The 17,451-nt window shown below is 63.1% G+C and carries 15 protein-coding genes; 4 read left to right on the forward strand and 11 right to left on the reverse strand.

What is annotated here, in order from left to right:
- Positions 1 to 67 precede the first annotated feature (67 nt).
- The 4 genes from oiaX (at position 68) to dhaL (ending at position 4,462) form a co-directional block, all read left to right on the forward strand.
- The gene (oiaX, locus tag M729_RS0131570; protein ID WP_027163945.1) at positions 68 to 1,318 is read left to right on the forward strand and encodes a 3-oxo-isoapionate-4-phosphate decarboxylase OiaX; all 1,251 of its coding nucleotides are present in this window, start codon (positions 68 to 70) and stop codon (positions 1,316 to 1,318) included.
- Positions 1,319 to 1,322: 4 nt separating this feature from the next.
- Positions 1,323 to 2,657, forward strand: a complete 1,335-nt coding sequence (locus tag M729_RS0131575; protein ID WP_027163946.1) for a four-carbon acid sugar kinase family protein — start codon at positions 1,323 to 1,325, stop codon at positions 2,655 to 2,657.
- A 129-nt stretch (positions 2,658 to 2,786) separates the two neighbouring features.
- The gene (locus tag M729_RS0131580; RefSeq protein WP_027163947.1) at positions 2,787 to 3,794 is read left to right on the forward strand and encodes a dihydroxyacetone kinase subunit DhaK; all 1,008 of its coding nucleotides are present in this window, start codon (positions 2,787 to 2,789) and stop codon (positions 3,792 to 3,794) included.
- 26 nt (positions 3,795 to 3,820) lie between these two features.
- Entirely contained in the window at positions 3,821 to 4,462 is a 642-nt protein-coding gene (dhaL, locus tag M729_RS0131585) for a dihydroxyacetone kinase subunit DhaL (RefSeq protein WP_027163948.1), read from the forward strand.
- Between the two features lie 24 nt (positions 4,463 to 4,486).
- On the opposite strand, the gene M729_RS0131590 is transcribed toward dhaL, so the two are convergent.
- The 11 genes from M729_RS0131590 to M729_RS0131640 form a co-directional block, all read right to left on the reverse strand.
- On the reverse strand, positions 4,487 to 4,924 hold the full coding sequence (locus tag M729_RS0131590; RefSeq protein ID WP_024502451.1) for an RpiB/LacA/LacB family sugar-phosphate isomerase: 438 nt from the start codon (positions 4,922 to 4,924) through the stop codon (positions 4,487 to 4,489).
- 95 nt (positions 4,925 to 5,019) lie between these two features.
- On the reverse strand, positions 5,020 to 5,787 hold the full coding sequence (locus M729_RS0131595; RefSeq protein WP_013533068.1) for a triose-phosphate isomerase: 768 nt from the start codon (positions 5,785 to 5,787) through the stop codon (positions 5,020 to 5,022).
- Positions 5,788 to 5,844: 57 nt separating this feature from the next.
- On the reverse strand, positions 5,845 to 6,783 hold the full coding sequence (locus M729_RS0131600; protein WP_013533069.1) for a TIM barrel protein: 939 nt from the start codon (positions 6,781 to 6,783) through the stop codon (positions 5,845 to 5,847).
- Entirely contained in the window at positions 6,783 to 8,300 is a 1,518-nt protein-coding gene (locus M729_RS0131605; protein ID WP_027163949.1) for a glycerol-3-phosphate dehydrogenase, read from the reverse strand. Before M729_RS0131605 ends, M729_RS0131600 begins: the two co-directional genes overlap by 1 nt.
- Positions 8,297 to 9,856 carry an FGGY-family carbohydrate kinase gene (locus tag M729_RS0131610; RefSeq protein WP_027163950.1) on the reverse strand — a complete coding sequence of 520 codons (1,560 nt, stop codon included), beginning with the start codon at positions 9,854 to 9,856 and terminating at the stop codon, positions 8,297 to 8,299. The genes M729_RS0131605 and M729_RS0131610 overlap by 4 nt, the downstream gene beginning before the upstream one ends.
- A 96-nt stretch (positions 9,857 to 9,952) precedes the next feature.
- Entirely contained in the window at positions 9,953 to 10,900 is a 948-nt protein-coding gene (locus tag M729_RS0131615) for a D-ribose ABC transporter substrate-binding protein (protein WP_023756738.1), read from the reverse strand.
- A gap of 31 nt (positions 10,901 to 10,931) precedes the next feature.
- Complete coding sequence (locus M729_RS0131620; protein WP_013533073.1) at positions 10,932 to 12,062, reverse strand: ABC transporter permease; 1,131 nt, start codon at positions 12,060 to 12,062, stop codon at positions 10,932 to 10,934.
- A gap of 24 nt (positions 12,063 to 12,086) precedes the next feature.
- On the reverse strand, positions 12,087 to 13,628 hold the full coding sequence (locus tag M729_RS0131625) for a sugar ABC transporter ATP-binding protein (protein WP_013533074.1): 1,542 nt from the start codon (positions 13,626 to 13,628) through the stop codon (positions 12,087 to 12,089).
- A complete protein-coding gene (locus tag M729_RS0131630; protein WP_013533075.1) occupies positions 13,625 to 14,281 on the reverse strand; it encodes a DUF2291 domain-containing protein in 657 nt (218 codons plus the stop codon). The genes M729_RS0131625 and M729_RS0131630 overlap by 4 nt, the downstream gene beginning before the upstream one ends.
- A gap of 33 nt (positions 14,282 to 14,314) precedes the next feature.
- Positions 14,315 to 15,325 (reverse strand): sugar-binding transcriptional regulator, encoded by a 1,011-nt coding sequence (locus M729_RS0131635; protein WP_027163951.1) that lies wholly within the window; start codon positions 15,323 to 15,325, stop codon positions 14,315 to 14,317.
- A gap of 424 nt (positions 15,326 to 15,749) precedes the next feature.
- Positions 15,750 to 17,408: a glycerol-3-phosphate dehydrogenase/oxidase gene (locus tag M729_RS0131640; RefSeq protein ID WP_198032158.1), complete on the reverse strand. Its 1,659-nt coding sequence runs from the start codon at positions 17,406 to 17,408 to the stop codon at positions 15,750 to 15,752.
- Between the last annotated feature and the right edge of the window lie 43 nt (positions 17,409 to 17,451).

The following is a 17,451-nucleotide window of genomic DNA, read 5'->3' on the forward strand; positions in this document are numbered from 1 at the left end:
TACTCATTATACCAGATTTGAACGCCAGTGAACCTTTTTCGAACGCCTCGGCTTGAGACAGCGGACCATGATCACCCTCACCTACCGCATCGAAACGCCTGGAAGCATCGAAGCGCTGGCGGCCAAGATCGCCAGCGATCAGTCGACCGGCACCTTCGTAGCGCTGCCCGGCGAGACCGAGGAACTGAAGGCCCGGGTGGCGGCGCGTGTGCTGGCGATTCGGCCTCTGCCCGATGCCGAGCGGCCGTCGCTTCCCAATGACGGTAAGGGGCCGTTCAGGCGCGCCGATGTCGACATCGCCTTTCCGTTCGATGCCATCGGCACCGACCTTTCGGCGCTGATGACGATTGCCATCGGCGGCACCTATTCGATCAAGGGCCTCACCGGGATTCGTGTCATCGACATGAAGCTGCCGGAGGATTTTTGCGGCGTACATCCTGGCCCACAGTTCGGGGTCGCCGGCAGCCGCCGGCTGACCAATGTGACTGACCGCCCGATCATCGGCACGATCGTCAAGCCGGCGCTAGGATTGCGGCCGCACGAGACGGCGGCAATGGTGGCGGAACTGATCGCCGCCGGCGTCGACTTCATCAAGGATGACGAGAAGCTGATGAGCCCGGCCTATTCGCCCCTGTCGGAACGGGTGAAGGCAATCATGCCGCTGATCCTCGATCACGAGCAGAAGACCGGCAAGAAGGTGATGTATGCCTTCGGCATTTCGCACGCCGATCCCGACGAGATGATGCGCAACCACGATCTGGTGGCGAAGGCCGGCGGCAATTGTGCTGTTATCAACATCAATTCGATCGGCTTTGGCGGCATGGCATTCCTGAGAAAACGCTCCGGCCTGGTGCTGCATGCTCATCGCAACGGCTGGGACATCCTCACCCGTCACCCCGGCCTCGGCATGGACTTCAAGGTCTGGCAGCAATTCTGGCGACTGCTCGGCGTCGACCAGTTCCAGATCAACGGCATCGCCTCGAAATACTGGGAGCCGGATGACTCTTTCGTCGAATCCTTCAAGGCGGTGACGACGCCGATCTTTTCGCCTGGGGACTGCGCATTACCGGTGGCAGGTTCCGGCCAGTGGGGCGGTCAGGCGCCCGAGACATATGCACGGACCGGCCGGACCGTGGATCTTCTCTATCTCTGCGGCGGCGGCATCGTCAGCCATCCGGACGGACCGGGCGCCGGCGTACGTGCCGTGCAGCAAGCCTGGCAAGCGGCGGTCGATGGCATTCCGCTGGCCGACTTCGCCTTGAACCATCCCGAACTGGCGCGGTCGATCGAAAAATTCGGCGACGGCAAGGCAGCCTGAGACGATGCAGGACCTGCTTCTCAGCTATTATGGCGACGACCTGACCGGCTCGACCGATGTCATGGAGGCGCTCGAGCTCGGTGGCGTGCCGACCGTGCTGTTCATGCGCCAGCCGGACGCGGCCCTGCTGTCCCGGTTTGGCCATTGCCGGGCGATAGGGCTGGCCGGCACCAGCCGCAGTGAGACGCCGCAATGGATGGACACGCATCTGCGCGATGCCTTCGCCTGGCTGAAGACGCTTAACGCCGAGATTTGCCACTACAAGGTCTGCTCGACCTTCGATTCCAGCCCGACGATCGGCAGCATCGGCCGAGCCATCGAGGTCGGCCGCTCGGTGTTCGCGCAGGATAGCGTGCCGCTGCTGGTCGGCGCGCCGCAGCTCAAGCGCTATACCGCTTTCGGCCATCTGTTCGCGGCCTATCGCGACCAATATTTCCGCATTGATCGCCACCCGGTGATGAGCCGTCACCCGACGACGCCAATGGATGAGTCCGATCTGCTGATCCATCTGTCGCGGCAGACGGCGCTGAGCTCCGGGCTGGTCGATCTTGCGACGCTGCAGTCGGCATCGCGGTCGGCGGCGTTCGATCGCCTGACCGGAAACGGCACCGCCATCGTGCTTGTCGATGTCGACAGTCTGGAGACGCAGGTTTTGGCCGGCAAGGAACTGTGGCGCGTTCGCAAGCCCGGCGGTTCTTTTGTCGTCGGCTCGTCCGGTGTCGAATATGCGCTGCTGGCCGAATGGACGTCGAATGGCGTCGTCAGCGCTGGGCCAGGCTTCACACCGCCGGGCGCTGCCGAGCGGATAGCCGTCGTGTCGGGCAGTTGCTCGCCGACCACCGAACGACAGATCCGGCATGCCCTGACCGACGGTTTCGACGGCATCGAGGTCGATCCGGTCGAACTGGTTTCGGAGGCCTCGCAGCAGGCGATCACGCGCGCAACGGCAAGCGGCCGTGCCAGTCTGCAAGCCGGGCGCAGCGTCATCCTCTACACCGCGCTTGGCCCCACTGCCGACAGGGGCGCCGAAATCGACCGGGAGGAAGGCGCCCGCCACAGGCTTGGCCGCGGCCTCGGAGAAATCCTTCGCAACCTGACGGTGGAACAGAGCCTGCGTCGCGTGGTCATTGCAGGCGGCGACACGTCGAGCCACGCACTCGGCGAGACGGGCGTCGATGCCCTGACAATTCGCATGCCGCTGCCCGCTTCGCCGGGTTCCCCGCTTTGCGTTGCCCACTCGCGCGTCAAGGCGATCGACGGACTGGAGGTCGCGCTCAAGGGCGGCCAGGTCGGGACCGATCGCTATTTCTCAGCGATCCGCGACGGCCTCGGCGGTTGAAACAGCCAGCGCCTGCGTCCAGGTGTTGGCCGTGGGAACATCTCAGCGCGCGAAATACGCCTTGCCGGGTGGAAATCCCGGTAACACCCGGTATTATCTGCGAAAATGCCGAAGTCGGGAGGATGCCGGGTGCAGACCAAGAAGATCATCAACGATGGCAACCGCGCCGTCGACGAGATGCTGGAAGGCATCCTGGCAGCGCATCCCCGCCATCTCAAAAGCGTGGACGGCAGTCCACGCTCCATCGTCGCCCGCGACGGGCCGCGCCAGGGCAAGGTGGGCCTGGTCATCGGCGGCGGCTCGGGCCACGAGCCGAGCTTTCTCGGCTTCGTCGGCAAGGGCTTGGCTGACGCTGCGGCCATCGGCAATGTCTTTGCCTCGCCGCCTCCAGATCCGATCCTCGAATGCGCCAAGGCGGTCAGCGGCGGCGCCGGCGTGCTGTTCATGTACGGCAATTATGCCGGCGACGTGATGAATTTCGACATGGCGGCCGAGATGGCGGCGATGGACGACATCGAGGTGCGCACGGTGCTGAGCACCGACGACGTTGCCTCGGCACCGCGCGACCAGCGGCACAAGAGGCGCGGCGTCGCCGGCAATTTCTTCATCTTCAAGGCGGCCGGCGCCGCCTGCGACCGGATGTTGTCGTTCGACGAATGCGAGCGCATCGCCGGCAAGGCCAACGACCACACCTTCACCATGGGCGTGGCGCTGTCGCCCTGTTCGCTGCCGCAGACCCGCCGGCCAAATTTCGAGATCGGGCCGGACGAGATGGAGATCGGCATGGGCATCCACGGCGAGCCCGGCATCGCACGCGAAAAGTTGAAAACAGCCGATGAGATCACCGACGAGATGCTGGACAGGATCCTCGACGAGATGGCGCCGGCGCGCGGCGACAAGGTCGCGGTGCTCGTCAATTCGCTGGGCTCAACGCCGCTGATGGAACTCTACATCATGAACCGGCGCGTGAAGCAGAGGCTTGATGAGATCGGTGTGTCCATCCACGCAAGCTGGGTCGGCAATTACTGCACCTCGCTCGAAATGGCCGGGGCCTCGATCACGCTGCATCGGCTGGACGGCGAGTTGCAGACGATGCTGGACCACCCCTGCGACTGCGCCATGTTTCGCGCCGGCTAAACCCACTCTGTGGCAAGGACTAAGACATGACGACAATCGATACTGCCCGCCTTGTCACGATGTTCGCGGCGATCGCAAACTCCATGTCAGCAGACAGGGACAGGCTGTGCGCGCTTGACGGGGTTATCGGTGACGCCGACCACGGCATCGCGATGGAGCTTGGATTTTCCGCTGCGCGCGATGCGGTGGCCGGACTGGACACCGCGGCGACCGATCCGACCACCTTGCTGAACACGGCGGCAAAGTCGTTCCTGAATGCGGTCGGCGCCTCCTCCGGTCCGCTCTATGCGACCGCGCTCATGCGCGCCGCGGCAGCCGTCAAGGGCAAGACGGCGCTCGACGACGCGGATGTGGTCGCCCTGTTCCAGGCCATGGCCAAGGGCATTCAGGATCGCGGCAAGGCAGAGCTTGGCGAAAAGACGATGATCGATGCATGGGCGCCGGCGGGGCAAGCGGCGGGCGAAGCGCTGGCCTCAGGCAAGGATCTGGCCGCCAGTCTCAAGGCCGCCGCCCAGGCGGCAGAGACAGGCGCGGAAGCGACCAAAGCGATGGTGGCCACCAAGGGCCGGGCATCACGCCTCGGCGAACGTTCGCTTGGCCATATGGATCCGGGCGCTGCGTCCGCCGTCACCGTGATCGAGGCGATGCGGACCGCCTTGACCGACTGATCATCAGCGGACTTGCCGCGTCTTTCAGCGCTTGGCGTCGAGCTTGTCGACGGCCTGCACGTTCGCGGCAGATGGGCCATTCGGATCAAACTCGGAGGCAAGCCATGCGTCGGCGATCGATTTCGCCAGTTCGGGACCGATGACGCGGGCGCCCATGGTGATGATCTGGGCGTTGTTGGACTTGGCGGCGCGCTCCGCGGAATAGGTATCGTGGGTCAACGCGGCGCGAATGCCCGGCACCTTGTTGGCAGAGATGCTGACGCCGATGCCGGTGCCACAAAACAGGATGGCCCGGTCGTAGTTGCCGTCGAGAATTTCGTGGCCGACCGAGGCGGCGATATCGGCGTAGAAGCCGGCCTGGCTCAGGTCGACGACCTGCAACTCCGGCTTGGTGGCGAGATGCTTGGCGATGACATCGAGCAGCGGCTTGCCGGCGCTGTCGGCTCCGAGTGCGATCTTCATGATGATGAACTCCTTTGCTTTTGTCTCTGTCTCTTTGATTTGACGCAATTCCGGACGGAAAACCGCTTCACACTTTCCCGGAATTGCTCGCGCGGTTAGCGCGCGATGGCGGCCGACGCCTTTTTCAGAATGTCGATATAGCCTTCCGCTTGCCACGCCGAGCGGCCGATGAACAGGCCATCAATATGCGGCTGGCCGATAAGTTCGGCCGCGTTGCCGGGGTTGACGCTGCCGCCGTAAAGCACAGGCGGGGCAGCCGGCAGCCGGTCAGCGGCTACCTGCTTGATCAGCGCCTGCTGCTTGTCGGCATAGTCGGCGCTTGCAGGAATGCCCTTCTCCCCGATCGCCCAGACAGGCTCGTAGGCAAAGAGGATTTCCGCCTTCGGTTGATCGCCGCTCAGCTCCTGCAGCGCGCCGAGAACCTGTGCCGTCAGCACCGCCTCGGCGCGGCCTGATTCACGCTCGTCCAGCGTCTCGCCGACGCAGATCAGTGGCACGAAACCGTGCCTGACAGCAGCCGCCGTTTTCAGTCCGACAGTCGCATCCGTCTCGCCGAAATGCTCGCGGCGCTCGCTATGGCCGAGTTCGATTACATCCAGCCCGCAGTCTTTCAACATCACTGGCGAAATCTCTCCCGTCCAGGCACCGGCATCGGCCCAATGCATGTTCTGGGCACCTACCTTCACGCGGGTGTTGGCCAGTGCCGCCTTGACCTGGCGCGCGGCGGTGAACGGCGGAATGACGAAAGGCTGTATCGCCTGATCGAAACCAGGCACGAAGGCGGCCAACGCATCGGCGAACAGCAACGCCTCGGCAAGCGTCTTGTTCATCTTCCAGCTCGTGCCGACCCAATATGGGGCCATTGTTTTTCTCCTTCGATACTCTTGCGGCCGAAGCCGGCTTCCGGGCGACGTATTCGCTCAAGTCCGAGGCTTGAGACTGTCGCGGCCACTGTCGACGTAAGGCGCCCAGAAATCCACCGACTCGCGGATCATCTCGATAACCTGATGGTCGACTGGTTCCCTCTCCCTGAAGGAAAGTTCAAGGCAAATTTCGTTGTCAGTTCCGCCACCCTGCCGAACCGCGTCCAGCAACTTCTGCGGCACTATGCGGCCATCCTTGTTGTAGGCGGCCGTGAACGGCCAATGGCCGCCCTTGTTCATGGAAGACTGCTTGATGTGGATGATCGGAGATTGCAATGGAAACGCTTTCGCCCAGGCGTAGGGATCGGTGTCGGCAGGGTTGGGTGAGGTCACGTCGCCATGGTCGATATCGACCATCATCTTCATCGGTATGGGCAGCTTCGCCGCGTCGATGGCGCCTTGCAGCGTGACGCAGCTTTCGATCGTGTGGCCGAACTCGCGGCCGACCGACATCGGCTCCCAGAACAGGTATGTCAGCCCCGCCGCCCTGGCGTGTTCGGCAACCTCGCGCCAGCATTCGAGCGCGATATCGAGAAGTGCTGCCCGCCGTTGCGGATCGTCAAAGTCCTTGTAGGTGAAGATGGCGAACTGCGTGCCCATGCCTGGCGCGCCGAGTTCGGCGGAAATGTCGGCGAAGGTCTTGAACCAGTCGACATAGTAGCGCCGGACGTCGGCGTCCGGGTGGCCGAAATGGTTGAGCCGGCCATAAGGTCCGGTCATGCCGGAGGTGATCCTGACACCGGTCCGCGAAAGCGCGCTGTTGAACAGGCGCAGGAATTTGGCAATCGTGGCCGCCGGCCAGCCCGGATTGACGAATTCATGCGTCAACTGCACGTCGCGAATGCCGATGCCATAAGCAATCGCGTCGATCAAATCGTCTGGATCGGCGAAGCGATTGACCAGAGGATTGGTGTTGAGGGAAAGCGTGAAGGCCATCAGTCCGCCGTCGCCATGATGTTACCGAACCAATCTTCGAATGCTTTCCGCTCGGCCGCATTGATATGCAGGCCATGCTTTGTGCGGCGTTCCAGTATATCGGCTGATGTGCCAGCCCATTCGGTCTCGACCAGGAACTTTGCCTCCCGTTCATACAGATCGGGACCGAAGCGTCGGCCGAGATCAGCCTCGCTTTGCGCGCCGGCGAGCAATTGCCTGGCGCGGGTGCCGTAGCTTCGAGCGTAGTGCTTCACCAACGACGGGCTGAGCCATGAAAATTCGACATGCAGATCGCTCAGAAACTGCTCGAAGTCCGCATTGGGCAGGTCGCCCCCCGGCAAGGGAACTTTGGCCGTCCAGGCTTTCTTCATCGTCGGAAAGAATGGCTGGATCTTTTCCAGCGCGTGTTCCGACAGCTTGCGGAAGGTGGTGATCTTGCCGCCGAACACCGAAAGCAGCGGTGCGTTGCCGTTGGAGGCGTCGAGTTCGAAAATATAGTCGCGCGTCACCGCGCTTGGATTGTCGGCATTGTCGTCATAGAGCGGACGCACACCGGAGAAGCTGTAGACCACGTCCTGTGGCGTCAGCTGCCGCTTGAAATAGCGATTGACCACCTTGATCAGGTAGTCGACTTCGCTGGCCTCGGCGACCACTTCCTCGGGCCTGCCTTCGTAGGGAATGTCGGTCGTGCCGATCAGCGCCAGATCGTTCTCGTACGGGTTGACGAAGATCACCCGCTTGTCGTTGTTCTGGATGAGATAGGCCTGCCGCCCCTCCCAGAATTTGGGCACGACGATATGGCTGCCTTTTACAAGCCGGACATTGCGCGTCGAATTCTGCCCGGCGACGCGGCTGACAATGTCGTTGACCCAGGGACCTGCTGCGTTGATCAGAGCGCGCGCGCGGACTTTCGTGACGGCGCCCGTGCGGCCATCCTGCATGTCGATCGACCACAGTCCGCCTTCACGGCGCGCCGCGACACAGGCGGTGCGCGTGAGCACTCTGGCGCCTCGCTGCCTTGCATCGAGCGCATTGAGCAGCACCAGGCGCGCATCGTCGACCCAGCAGTCGGAATATTCGAAACCGCGCTTGAATTCGTCCTTGATCGGCGCGCCTTCAGGCGAGGTCCTCAGGTTCAGCGTTCTTGTCCCAGGCAGCCGTTTGCGGCCGCCAAGGTGGTCGTAGAGAAACAGCCCGAGCCGGACCAGCCATGCCGGCCTATCCTGCGGGCTGTGCGGTAGAACGAAGCGCATCGGCCAGATGATGTGCGGCGCCGCCTCGAGCAGCACCTCGCGTTCGGTCAGCGCTTCGCGAACCAGCCTGAACTCATAATATTCGAGGTAGCGCAGGCCGCCATGCACCAGCTTGCCGGAGCGCGAGCTGGTGCCTTGCGCGAGATCGTCTTTTTCGCACAGGATGACGGACAGGCCACGACCTGCAGCATCACGCGCTATGCCGGCTCCATTGACGCCGCCGCCGATCACGAAGAGATCGACGACATCTGTTGTATAGCTCAAGATCTTGCTCCTGTGCGGTGCGCCATGCCCTTCCACACCGGCCGAAGCGCCTGGCGCGCCGCAACGAAGGAAGGGAAGAGCGCATCGTATGTTTGCGAAAGCGCCTCGTCATAGGCATCGCAGTCGCCGAGAAGCGGCGTCACCCATTCGGCGGCGCAGTCTTCCATGGAGCCGTAGACGCCGAGCCCGACCGCGGCCATCATCGCGGCACCCGCCGCGCCGGCTTCCTGACGGCTGCTGGTGCGCACCTGCGCCCTTGTCGCCGCCGCGATGATGCGACGTAGAGACGGACTGCGCGCTGCGCCGCCCGACAGGCGGATCTCACTCGGCACGGCGCCCATCGCCTGGTAGCAATCGCGAGCGGCGAAGGCCAACCCCTCGAGCACGCCGCGTGCCAGATCGCCAAAGCCATGCTTGACCGAAAGGCCGATGAAGCCGGCGCGTGCGTCAGGGTCGACGAACGGCCCTCTTTCGCCGGCTAGCGATATGTAAGGCTGGTAGATCAGCGATCCCGGCTCCGATGCTTCCACCCAAGCGTCGAGGGCCTTCAGCAACTCGTCATGAGAAGGTTTGCCGCCAGCCGTGGCGAGCACGTCGCGCGCAAGGCCAAGCACCCAGTCAATGTTGAGCGTCGCCGCCATGTTGGATTGCAATTGTGCAAAGGCGCCCGGAATAGGCATGGCGATCGTGTAGCCGGAGCCATCTGCGTTCAGCACGACATCGTCGGGAGTGGCTGCGAAGCGCGTGTGTATGCCGGTCGAGCCGATGACCGTGCAGCCGACATTGCCCGAGGGATCATAGAGGCCGGCTCCGAGCGCCGTCATGACCATGTCGACGTAGCCCAGCACCACCGGCGTGCCTTCGAGCAGGCCGGTCTCCGCCGCCGCCGATCGCGATAGCGGATGATGGTCGGTGGTGCCTTCGAGCATGGGAGGCAACAGGCGGCGATGCGTCGTCAGATCCAGGATGTCGAGGGCTTCGTCGGAATAGGTGCGCGACCGAAAATCGCCGAAGGTGAAGGTTCCCTCGGAGGGATCGCTGGCGCGCTCGCCCGTCATTTTGAAGTAGAGCCAATCCTTGCAATGCAGTGCGGTGGCCGCCCGCTCCAGCATGTCGGGATGATTCTTTTTCATGAAGGCAAGCTGGGCGCCTTGCTGGCAGGAATTCAGCCCCGTGCCGGTCAGTTCGAACCGCCTGCGATCCCGGGGATCGGCGCGCATCTCGTCCACCAAATGTCCGGCGCGGGCATCGAGCCACAGCCAGGCGCGCGAGACAGGCAAGCCGTCGCTATCGATCAGCCAGGTTCCGTCGCCTTGCCCGGTGATGGCCACCGCCGCGATTCGTTGCGCGAGGTCGGGAATCTTGGCCGCGAGATCGCGAACGGTCCGCGCCATGTCGCGCCAGGTCCGGTCGAGGTCCTGCTCGGCGCCGCCGCCTTCCAGCGTGACGAAGCTATTGGGCACCGACGTCATGGCGAGCTGCCGCCCGGACAGATCGAAAGCGATCGATTTGATCACCGACGTTCCCGCGTCGATGCCGATCAGCAGGTCTTTCATGCCGCAAATTCCGATTGGTTGCGAAGGCAGTTCACGAGGGCAGTCATTTCGTAGAAGAGGCAGGGGGTGTCCGCAAGGACACCCCCTGTGCAGGTATTACTCAGACAGCACGAAGGGTGCGGTGTACTTGTCGACATTGTCCTTGGTGATGAGAAGGCAATCGAACAGCTGCTTCTCGGTCGCCGCACCGGTGGCACCCGTCTTGATAAACGAGTCCGCCTGCTGCACGGCCTTGGCCGAGAAGATGGCGACCGGCTGCAGCACGGTGTACTGCAGTTCACCGGACTTGATCGCCGCAACCGCGTCCGGGGAGCCGTCGAAGCCACCGACCTTGATGCCGGCGAGCTTGCCAGCTTCCTTCAGCGCCGCAACCGCGCCGAGAGCCATTTCGTCATTGCCGCTGATCACGGCGATGATGTCGGGATTGGCTTGCAGCATGCTCTGCATCTTGTCGTGGCCCTGGGTACGATCCCAGTTGGCGACCTGCGAAGCAGCCTTTTCGAGATCCGGGTACTGGCTCAGCACAGTCGCGTAACCGTTCGAGCGCGTGGCGGCATTGTTGTCCGACGGGGCGCCGAGCAGTTCGACATATTTGCCCTTTTCACCGACGGCCTGCACCCACTGCTGGGCACCGAGAGCAGCGCCCTGCGCGTTGTTGGAAACGAGCTGCCCCTTGGCGAGGCCTTCCTGGTTGATCTCGGCATTGACGAGGAACACCGGGATGTTGGCTGCAATCGCCTTCTTCACCGCACCGACAGAGCCGTCGGCGTTGGCCGGATCGAGAATGATCGCCACCGACTTGTTGGTGATGGCGGTGTCGATCAAATTGCTTTCCGTATTGGTATCGCCCTTGTGGGCGCCGACATTGGCCGTATAGCCAAGCTTCTCGGCCTCGGCCTTGGCGACGTTGCCCTCGGTCAGCCAGTAGGGATTGGCCGGATCGTTGACGATGATCGAGATCAGGCCCGCGGCTGACGCGGCGGCCGTGAACCCAACGACCATCGCGGCCGCGAGCAGACTTTTCAGCATGGTTTTCATGTACATTCCTCCAATGATTACGCGTGTTGCTGCCAGTTCACCTGGCAGTCTTCCCTTGGGCAGGATTGGCCGGTTCGGCCTTCCCCCGTTTCTGAGAAGTCGGTTGGCCACCTGTCGCGCTTGGGAGCTTGCTGCGGCGGCGATACTGAACGGCATTGAGGAGCACGGCGAGCACGATGACCGCGCCGGTGAACACTGTCTGCCAGTAGGATGAGATGCCGATGATCACCAGACCGTCGGACAGGAAGCCGATGACGAAGGCCCCGAGCAGGGTTCCGCGGATGTTGCCGCGGCCGCCGGTCAGTGCCGCGCCGCCGATGACGACGGCCGCAATGGCCGTCAGTTCGTAGGTGGTGCCGGCGGTCGGTCCAGCCGACGTCAACTGCGAGGACAGGATCAGGCCGGCAATGGCGGCACAGATGCCTGACAGCACATAGACGGAAATCTGCACTGTCTTGACCGGAACGCCGGAGAGTTCGGCCGCGCGTTCATTACCGCCCGAGGCGTAGAGCCAGCGCCCGAAAGCGGTGCGGTTCAGGACGATGCTGCCAATGAGCGCGATGACCACGAGAACCACGACGCCCGTCGGCACGCCGAACAAGCGGTTGAAGCCAAGCGCATCGAAGCCGGTGTTTCCGAGCTCCGGCTTGCCGCCGAGATTGTTGTAGGTCAGGCCGCTGGTCATCAGCAGCGCCAGGCCGCGCGCCATGTACATGACGCCGAGCGTGGCCACGAACGCCGGAACCTTGAAGCGCGCGATGAGCACGCCGTTGATCAGCCCGACGACGGCGCCCAGCATGCAGGCCAGCACCGCGACCACCCACACCGGCGGATAGAGAACGACGCCCAGCCAGCTCAGCGTCACCCCTTGCATCAGGAAGCCGGCAACGACGCCGGCCAAGCCCAGCGTCGACCCCACCGACAGATCGATGCCGCCATTGAGGATGACAAGCAGCATGCCGATCGCGAGGATTCCGAAGATGGCGACATGCGAGGCCATGGTCAGGAAATTCGCCACCGAGAGGTAGTAGGGCGACAGGATCGAAAAGACGACGATGATGACGATCAGGGCAAAGAAAGCGCGGCCCTCGAGCAGCAGCTTGGCGAGATCGAAGCCTTCGCTCGCGCTTGGACTGGACTGTTTTCTGGCCTGGCTGACATCGGTCATGGTGGGCTCCGAAATTCCTGGTGATCAGGCGACCACGGCTTCGCCCGAGGCGGCCATGATCTGCTCTTTGGTGGCATTGGCGCCGAATTCGGCTGAAATCCTGCCGCGGCGCATGACGACGATGCGGTGGGCAATGCTGAGGCATTCGTTGACCTCAGAGGTCGAGAAGACGACGGCAAGGCCCTGCGCAGCGCGTTCGCTCAGCAAGCGGAAGACTTCGGCCTTGGCGCCGACATCGATGCCGCGGCTCGGCTCGTCGAGAAGGATAACCTTGGGATTGGTCGTCAGCATCTTGCCGATGACGACCTTCTGCTGATTGCCGCCCGACAGCGATCCGATCATGGCGTTGCCGCCAGCGGTCTTGACGGTCACCTTGCGGATCGAGTCTTCGACCAGCTCTCGCTCTCTGGAACGAGACAGAAACAGGCCCCTGGCGAACGCTTCGATGCTGGCGAGCGAAAGATTACGACCGACGGTCATCGTCTGCACCAGCCCGTCGCGTTGCCGGTCCTCGGGGACCAGCACAAGCCCTCTGGAGATACGCTGGGCAATGCTCAGCCCCGAGACGTCCTCGCCTTCCAGCAGCGCCCGCCCGCCCGCCATCGGCACTCGTCCGGCGACGGCCTCCAGCAATTCCGTGCGCCCGGCACCCATCAGCCCGTAGATGCAGACGATCTCGCCTGCTCGCACGTCCAGCGACAGGTGATCGACGACGGAATAACCTGAGCCCGAAGTGTCGACGACGCTGACATCCTCGATCGATAGGGCGACTTCGCCGAATTCATGGCCGGTCGGCGGCGAGCCGAGATCGAAATTCTCGCCGACCATGTTGCGCACGATCCATTCGAGATCGATATCCCGAGCTTCGGCCGTCGCGGTAATCGCGCCATCGCGCAGGACAACGGCATAGTCGGTGATCTGCAGCGCCTCTTCGAGGTGATGCGATATGTAGACGATGGAGACGCCGCGGCTGGTCAGATCGCGGATCACCTTGAACAGAACTTCCACCTCGGTTGCGCTGAGCGCGGAGGTCGGCTCGTCCATGATGAGGATGCGCGAATCGACCGACAGTGCCCGGGCGATCTCGACGATCTGCTGTTGGCCGAGGCGCAGATCCTCGACCAGGGTCATCGGATCGATGTCCTCTTCGAGGTCAGCCATCAGAGCGCGCGCCTGGCGTTGCTCCTCGGCGAAGTCGAGGCCGGTCCTGGTGCGCAGTTCGCGGCCCATGAAGATGTTGTCGCGAACGCTGAGGTTGGGCGCCAGGCTGAGTTCCTGGTGGATGATCGAGATGCCGCGATCGCGCGCGTCCGAGGACGAAGAAAAGCTGACGAGATTGCCGTCGAGCACGATGTCGCCGGATGTCGGCGTGACCACGCCGGAGAGGATCTTCATCAGCGTCGACTTGCCGGCGCCATTCTCTCCGAACAGCGTGGTGACCTTGCCGCGATGGATGTCGAAATTGACGCCCTTGAGCGCATGGACGCCGCCATACGACATGACGATGTTGCGCGCCGAAAGCACGGCGTCGCCAGTCGCGGGTCCGGTGTCGGCAGCCGGTTTCATTTGACGTCCAGCCTCACGGGGGTGACGAGCCAGCTCTTCGGGTTGACCAGCTTGAATGCGCCGACCACCGATATGGTCTTGCCGGTCAAGGTGCTCGTATCGACCTTGGCCAGGACTTCCTTCTTCATCTCATTGTTCAGCGCCGAACCGGCGTCCTGGTACTCAATCTGGTTGGTGAACTGGCCGAATGTGATCTTGCCCGTGGCGTCACGCAGTTCCGTCCCGTTGATTGCCGGTCCCGTCTGCACGCGGATCATCAACGTATCTGGCACGCCGTCGACGGCGACCTTGTAGATGCCAGATTTTCCTTCGCCGACGACGCCGGTGAACTTGACTGAAATGACCGGTCCGACGCCCGCAGGCACACCGTATTCCTTTTCCGCCGTTGCCCTGTCCTTGGCAATCGCCGTCGCCACCGTCACCGCGTCGGCGGCGCGTGCCTCGACATCGGCCTGCACCTTGGGAAATTCCGACTTGCCGTAGTCAGCGGCGGAAAACACGGCGCTGCGAACGTCGCCTGCCGACCCTATCCTGACCACCTTGGTATCGAGCGCCATGGCGCCGAGCAGGACGACAACCGCGGCGCTGGCAAGTGCCCGACGCAGGGCGGGCGAGGCAGGCCTGGTCGATGCGGTGGCGGCTTTCGCGCTCATGACGCAACCGCCAGCAAGGCTGATTCGCGCTTGTCACGCATTTGGCGATCCTCCGTTCATATGGCGCTTCGCGCCATTGGGTTTGTTCTGTTCGACAAGGGCACGAGCGGTGGATTCGTCGGTGATCAGGCCGCTCAGATAGCGGCTTTCGAGCACCGCTTTGATAGCGCGTATTTTCACTTTGCCGCCGGCGACGGCGACGATCCGGCGGCCCTTCAACTGGTCCCGCGGGAGTGCCAGGATTCTTTCCGACAGCGCCGTTTCCACTGGGCGTCCCTGGTCGTCGAAGAAGTGGGCGAGCAGCTCGCCGACGCCGCCATCGCGTTTGACCTCATCGATTTCGGAATGTTCGATCATGCCGGTGGCGACCAGCGAAGCTTCCCGCTCGGCGGTCCCTATGCCGACGAACATCAGGTCGGACCGGCTTGCGAGGTCGAAGACATCGCTGATGCCGCGCTGCCCAAGCAGCACCTCACGGTCCTCCGCGGTGTTGGCGACAAAAGGCACCGGCATCACATAGGCCTGCGCGCCGGTCCGCTCGGCCAGCCGATGCATGACGTCGTGCGGGTTGGCCGCGAACTTGCGCGTCACACCGCCAAGCAGCGAGACGAAACGGATATGGGCGGCGGCGGTGCGCGTCAGATACTCGACGCTTGCGGCAAGGGTACGGCCGTGGCCGACGCCGATCAGCATGTCCTCGCCGCGATCGATCTCCCGCTTCAGAAACTGAGCGCCGGCGATGCCAAGCGCCTTCAGCGGCAGCTCGTCCTGATCGAGATCCGGAACGACCTCGCAGTAATCGAGCCCGTAAGCATTGATCAGCTGCTGCTCGAGGTCGATGCATTCGCCGACGTCGCCGTCGATGATCACCCTGACCAGGCCATCCTGGGTGGCCCGCGTGATGAGCCGATGCGCCTTGAGGCTGGTCAGGCCGAGCCGCTTGGCCACCTGGGCCTGCGTCAGACCCCCGGCATAGTGAAGCCAGGCCGCGCGGGTGGCGAGGCTGGACTCATGATCGCGGTTAGCGGTTCCGCCGGATTTCAAGCCATCTCCTCCCTGAGATGATATTATTATCTTTGTATGCAAAAATTTTCACATCCCTGCATTGCTGTCAATCCCCCGCCGGGTTGGGGCGCATGCACATACGGGGAATTCACAGGTCTCGCCCTTCCCGAAACGCCGGTCTGCCGGCATTCGGCGGGCAACATCGACCTATTAGGAGGTGAGCATGTTACTCGATCATACGATGATGTTAATTTAACGTCAATCTGTGTTATCTCAGGCTTAAGCCGGCAGAATTGCACGGCCGTCGGCTATCCAGGTTTTTTTCTAACTAGCTGTTTTTCAGGGATAATATCTAATATCGGCAAAATCCCAATCTGCCTGTGAGTTGGGCGATTTGCGGATGCGGTGCATCCATAGGCAAACCGACCGGATTGCCTTGTGAAGAGCATCGGTGACGGACTGATCAGCCCAGCCGCATCAGGTTCCGGTCCTCGAGTTCCACAATTGCGGCCTCGACTTCCCTTGCAAGGCGCCCGGCGCTCCAGCCCAGCGCCTGTCCGGCAATCGCCGCGATCGCCTGCAGGTCGCGGCCTGTCAGGGAGCCTGATATCGCCAAGGTGCTGCGGCGCATGACGATATCGGCCAGATGTTCGACGAACTCGTTGCGGACGATGTAGTCGATTTCCGATTTGCTGTAGCTTTCTGAATCCGGCAGCCGACCCTCATCGCCCGACCCATGCGTGGCGATCTGCGTGGCTCTGGTGCCGTATCGCGACAGCAGCGCATCGAGACGCCGTTCCTCAGCGCCCGTCTTCGAGCGAGCCAGAGCCAGCCAACTTGCTCGCGCTGCGGCATTGGTCGGGAAATCCCTGCCGCCGCCGATCGGCATGGCTTGCGTCGTCACCTTGCGGCTGCGCTGCAGGCGGCCGAGCACGGTGTCGGCGACTTCCTCGGCGAAACCGCGAAAGGTCGTCCACTTGCCGCCGACCAGCGAGATGACCGCGAAAGGTCTGTTCCGATCCGGCTCGGTGACCGGCGCGGAGTGGTCACGGCTGATCAGCCCGGGCAGCGATGCATCGGAGGCCGGCAGCGGCCTGATGCCGCTATAGGCATAGACGATCTGGTCGGGCTCGAACGCCATTCCCGGCAGCAGAGTCCGCACGCTGTCGAGCAGGTACTCGACTTCGTCGGGCTCGCAGCGCACCGCGTCGGGATTGTCGGCCTTGATGTCGGTGGAGCCGACCAGCGCCAGGCCGAGATAATCGTAGATGAGGCAGATGCGGCCGTCATCGGCTTCGAAATAGAGCATGCGCCCGGCCAGGCTTTTGACCAGTTCGTCATGCTTGAGCAGGACGTGCGAGCCCTTGGTGCCGCCGATCATCTTCGACGGCGCGCCAAGCAATTCGTTGACATCGTCGATCCACGGACCGGCGGCGTTGACCACCAGCTTCGGCCGCACCGAAAAGGCCGCGCCGTTTTCCGGCTGGAAGGTCAGTACCCCATCGGCGGACTTGACCAGCGCCGTATAGTTCGCGCTGGCCGAGGCCGCGTTTGCCTGCCGCCCATCGAGGATCAGTTCAAGCACGAGCCTTTCGGGGTGGCTTATCTTGGCGTCGTAGTAGGTGCCGGTGGCGACGATCGAAGGATTGAGCGCCGGCATCCCGCTGAGCGCCTGGCGCCGCCCGACCATGCGGTGGCGCGGCATGACCTGGTTTCGCGAGCCGTAGAAATCATAGATCATCAGGCCGATCTTGATCAGGATGGCGCCGCGGCTGCGCGGTGCGCTGGTCGAGCCGAACAGCGTCCGCAATGCCGCCAACATGCCCTTGCTCCAGGAAAAGATCGGGATGACGGTCGGCAGCGGGCTGACATAGTGCGGCGCGTTCTTCAAAAGCAGATTGCGTTCAAGTGTCGACTGTGCGACCAGCCCGAACTCGCCGGTTTCGAGATATTTCAGGCCACCGTGAATGAGCCGCGATGGCGCGGCACTGGTGCCCGAGCCGAAATCCGCCTTGTCGACGATCAGACAGCTGACGCCTTGCGCGCACAGGTCGCGAAACAGCCCTGCCCCGTTAATGCCGGCGCCAAGAATGACGACGTCGACCTCGCCGGTTCCGGCCATGGCGGCCAAACGCCCGGCGGGATTTTCCGTAAATGTTGCTTCG

Origin of the sequence: Mesorhizobium sp. WSM1293, assembly GCF_000513875.1 — a bacterium.
GTDB lineage: Bacteria > Pseudomonadota > Alphaproteobacteria > Rhizobiales > Rhizobiaceae > Mesorhizobium > Mesorhizobium ciceri.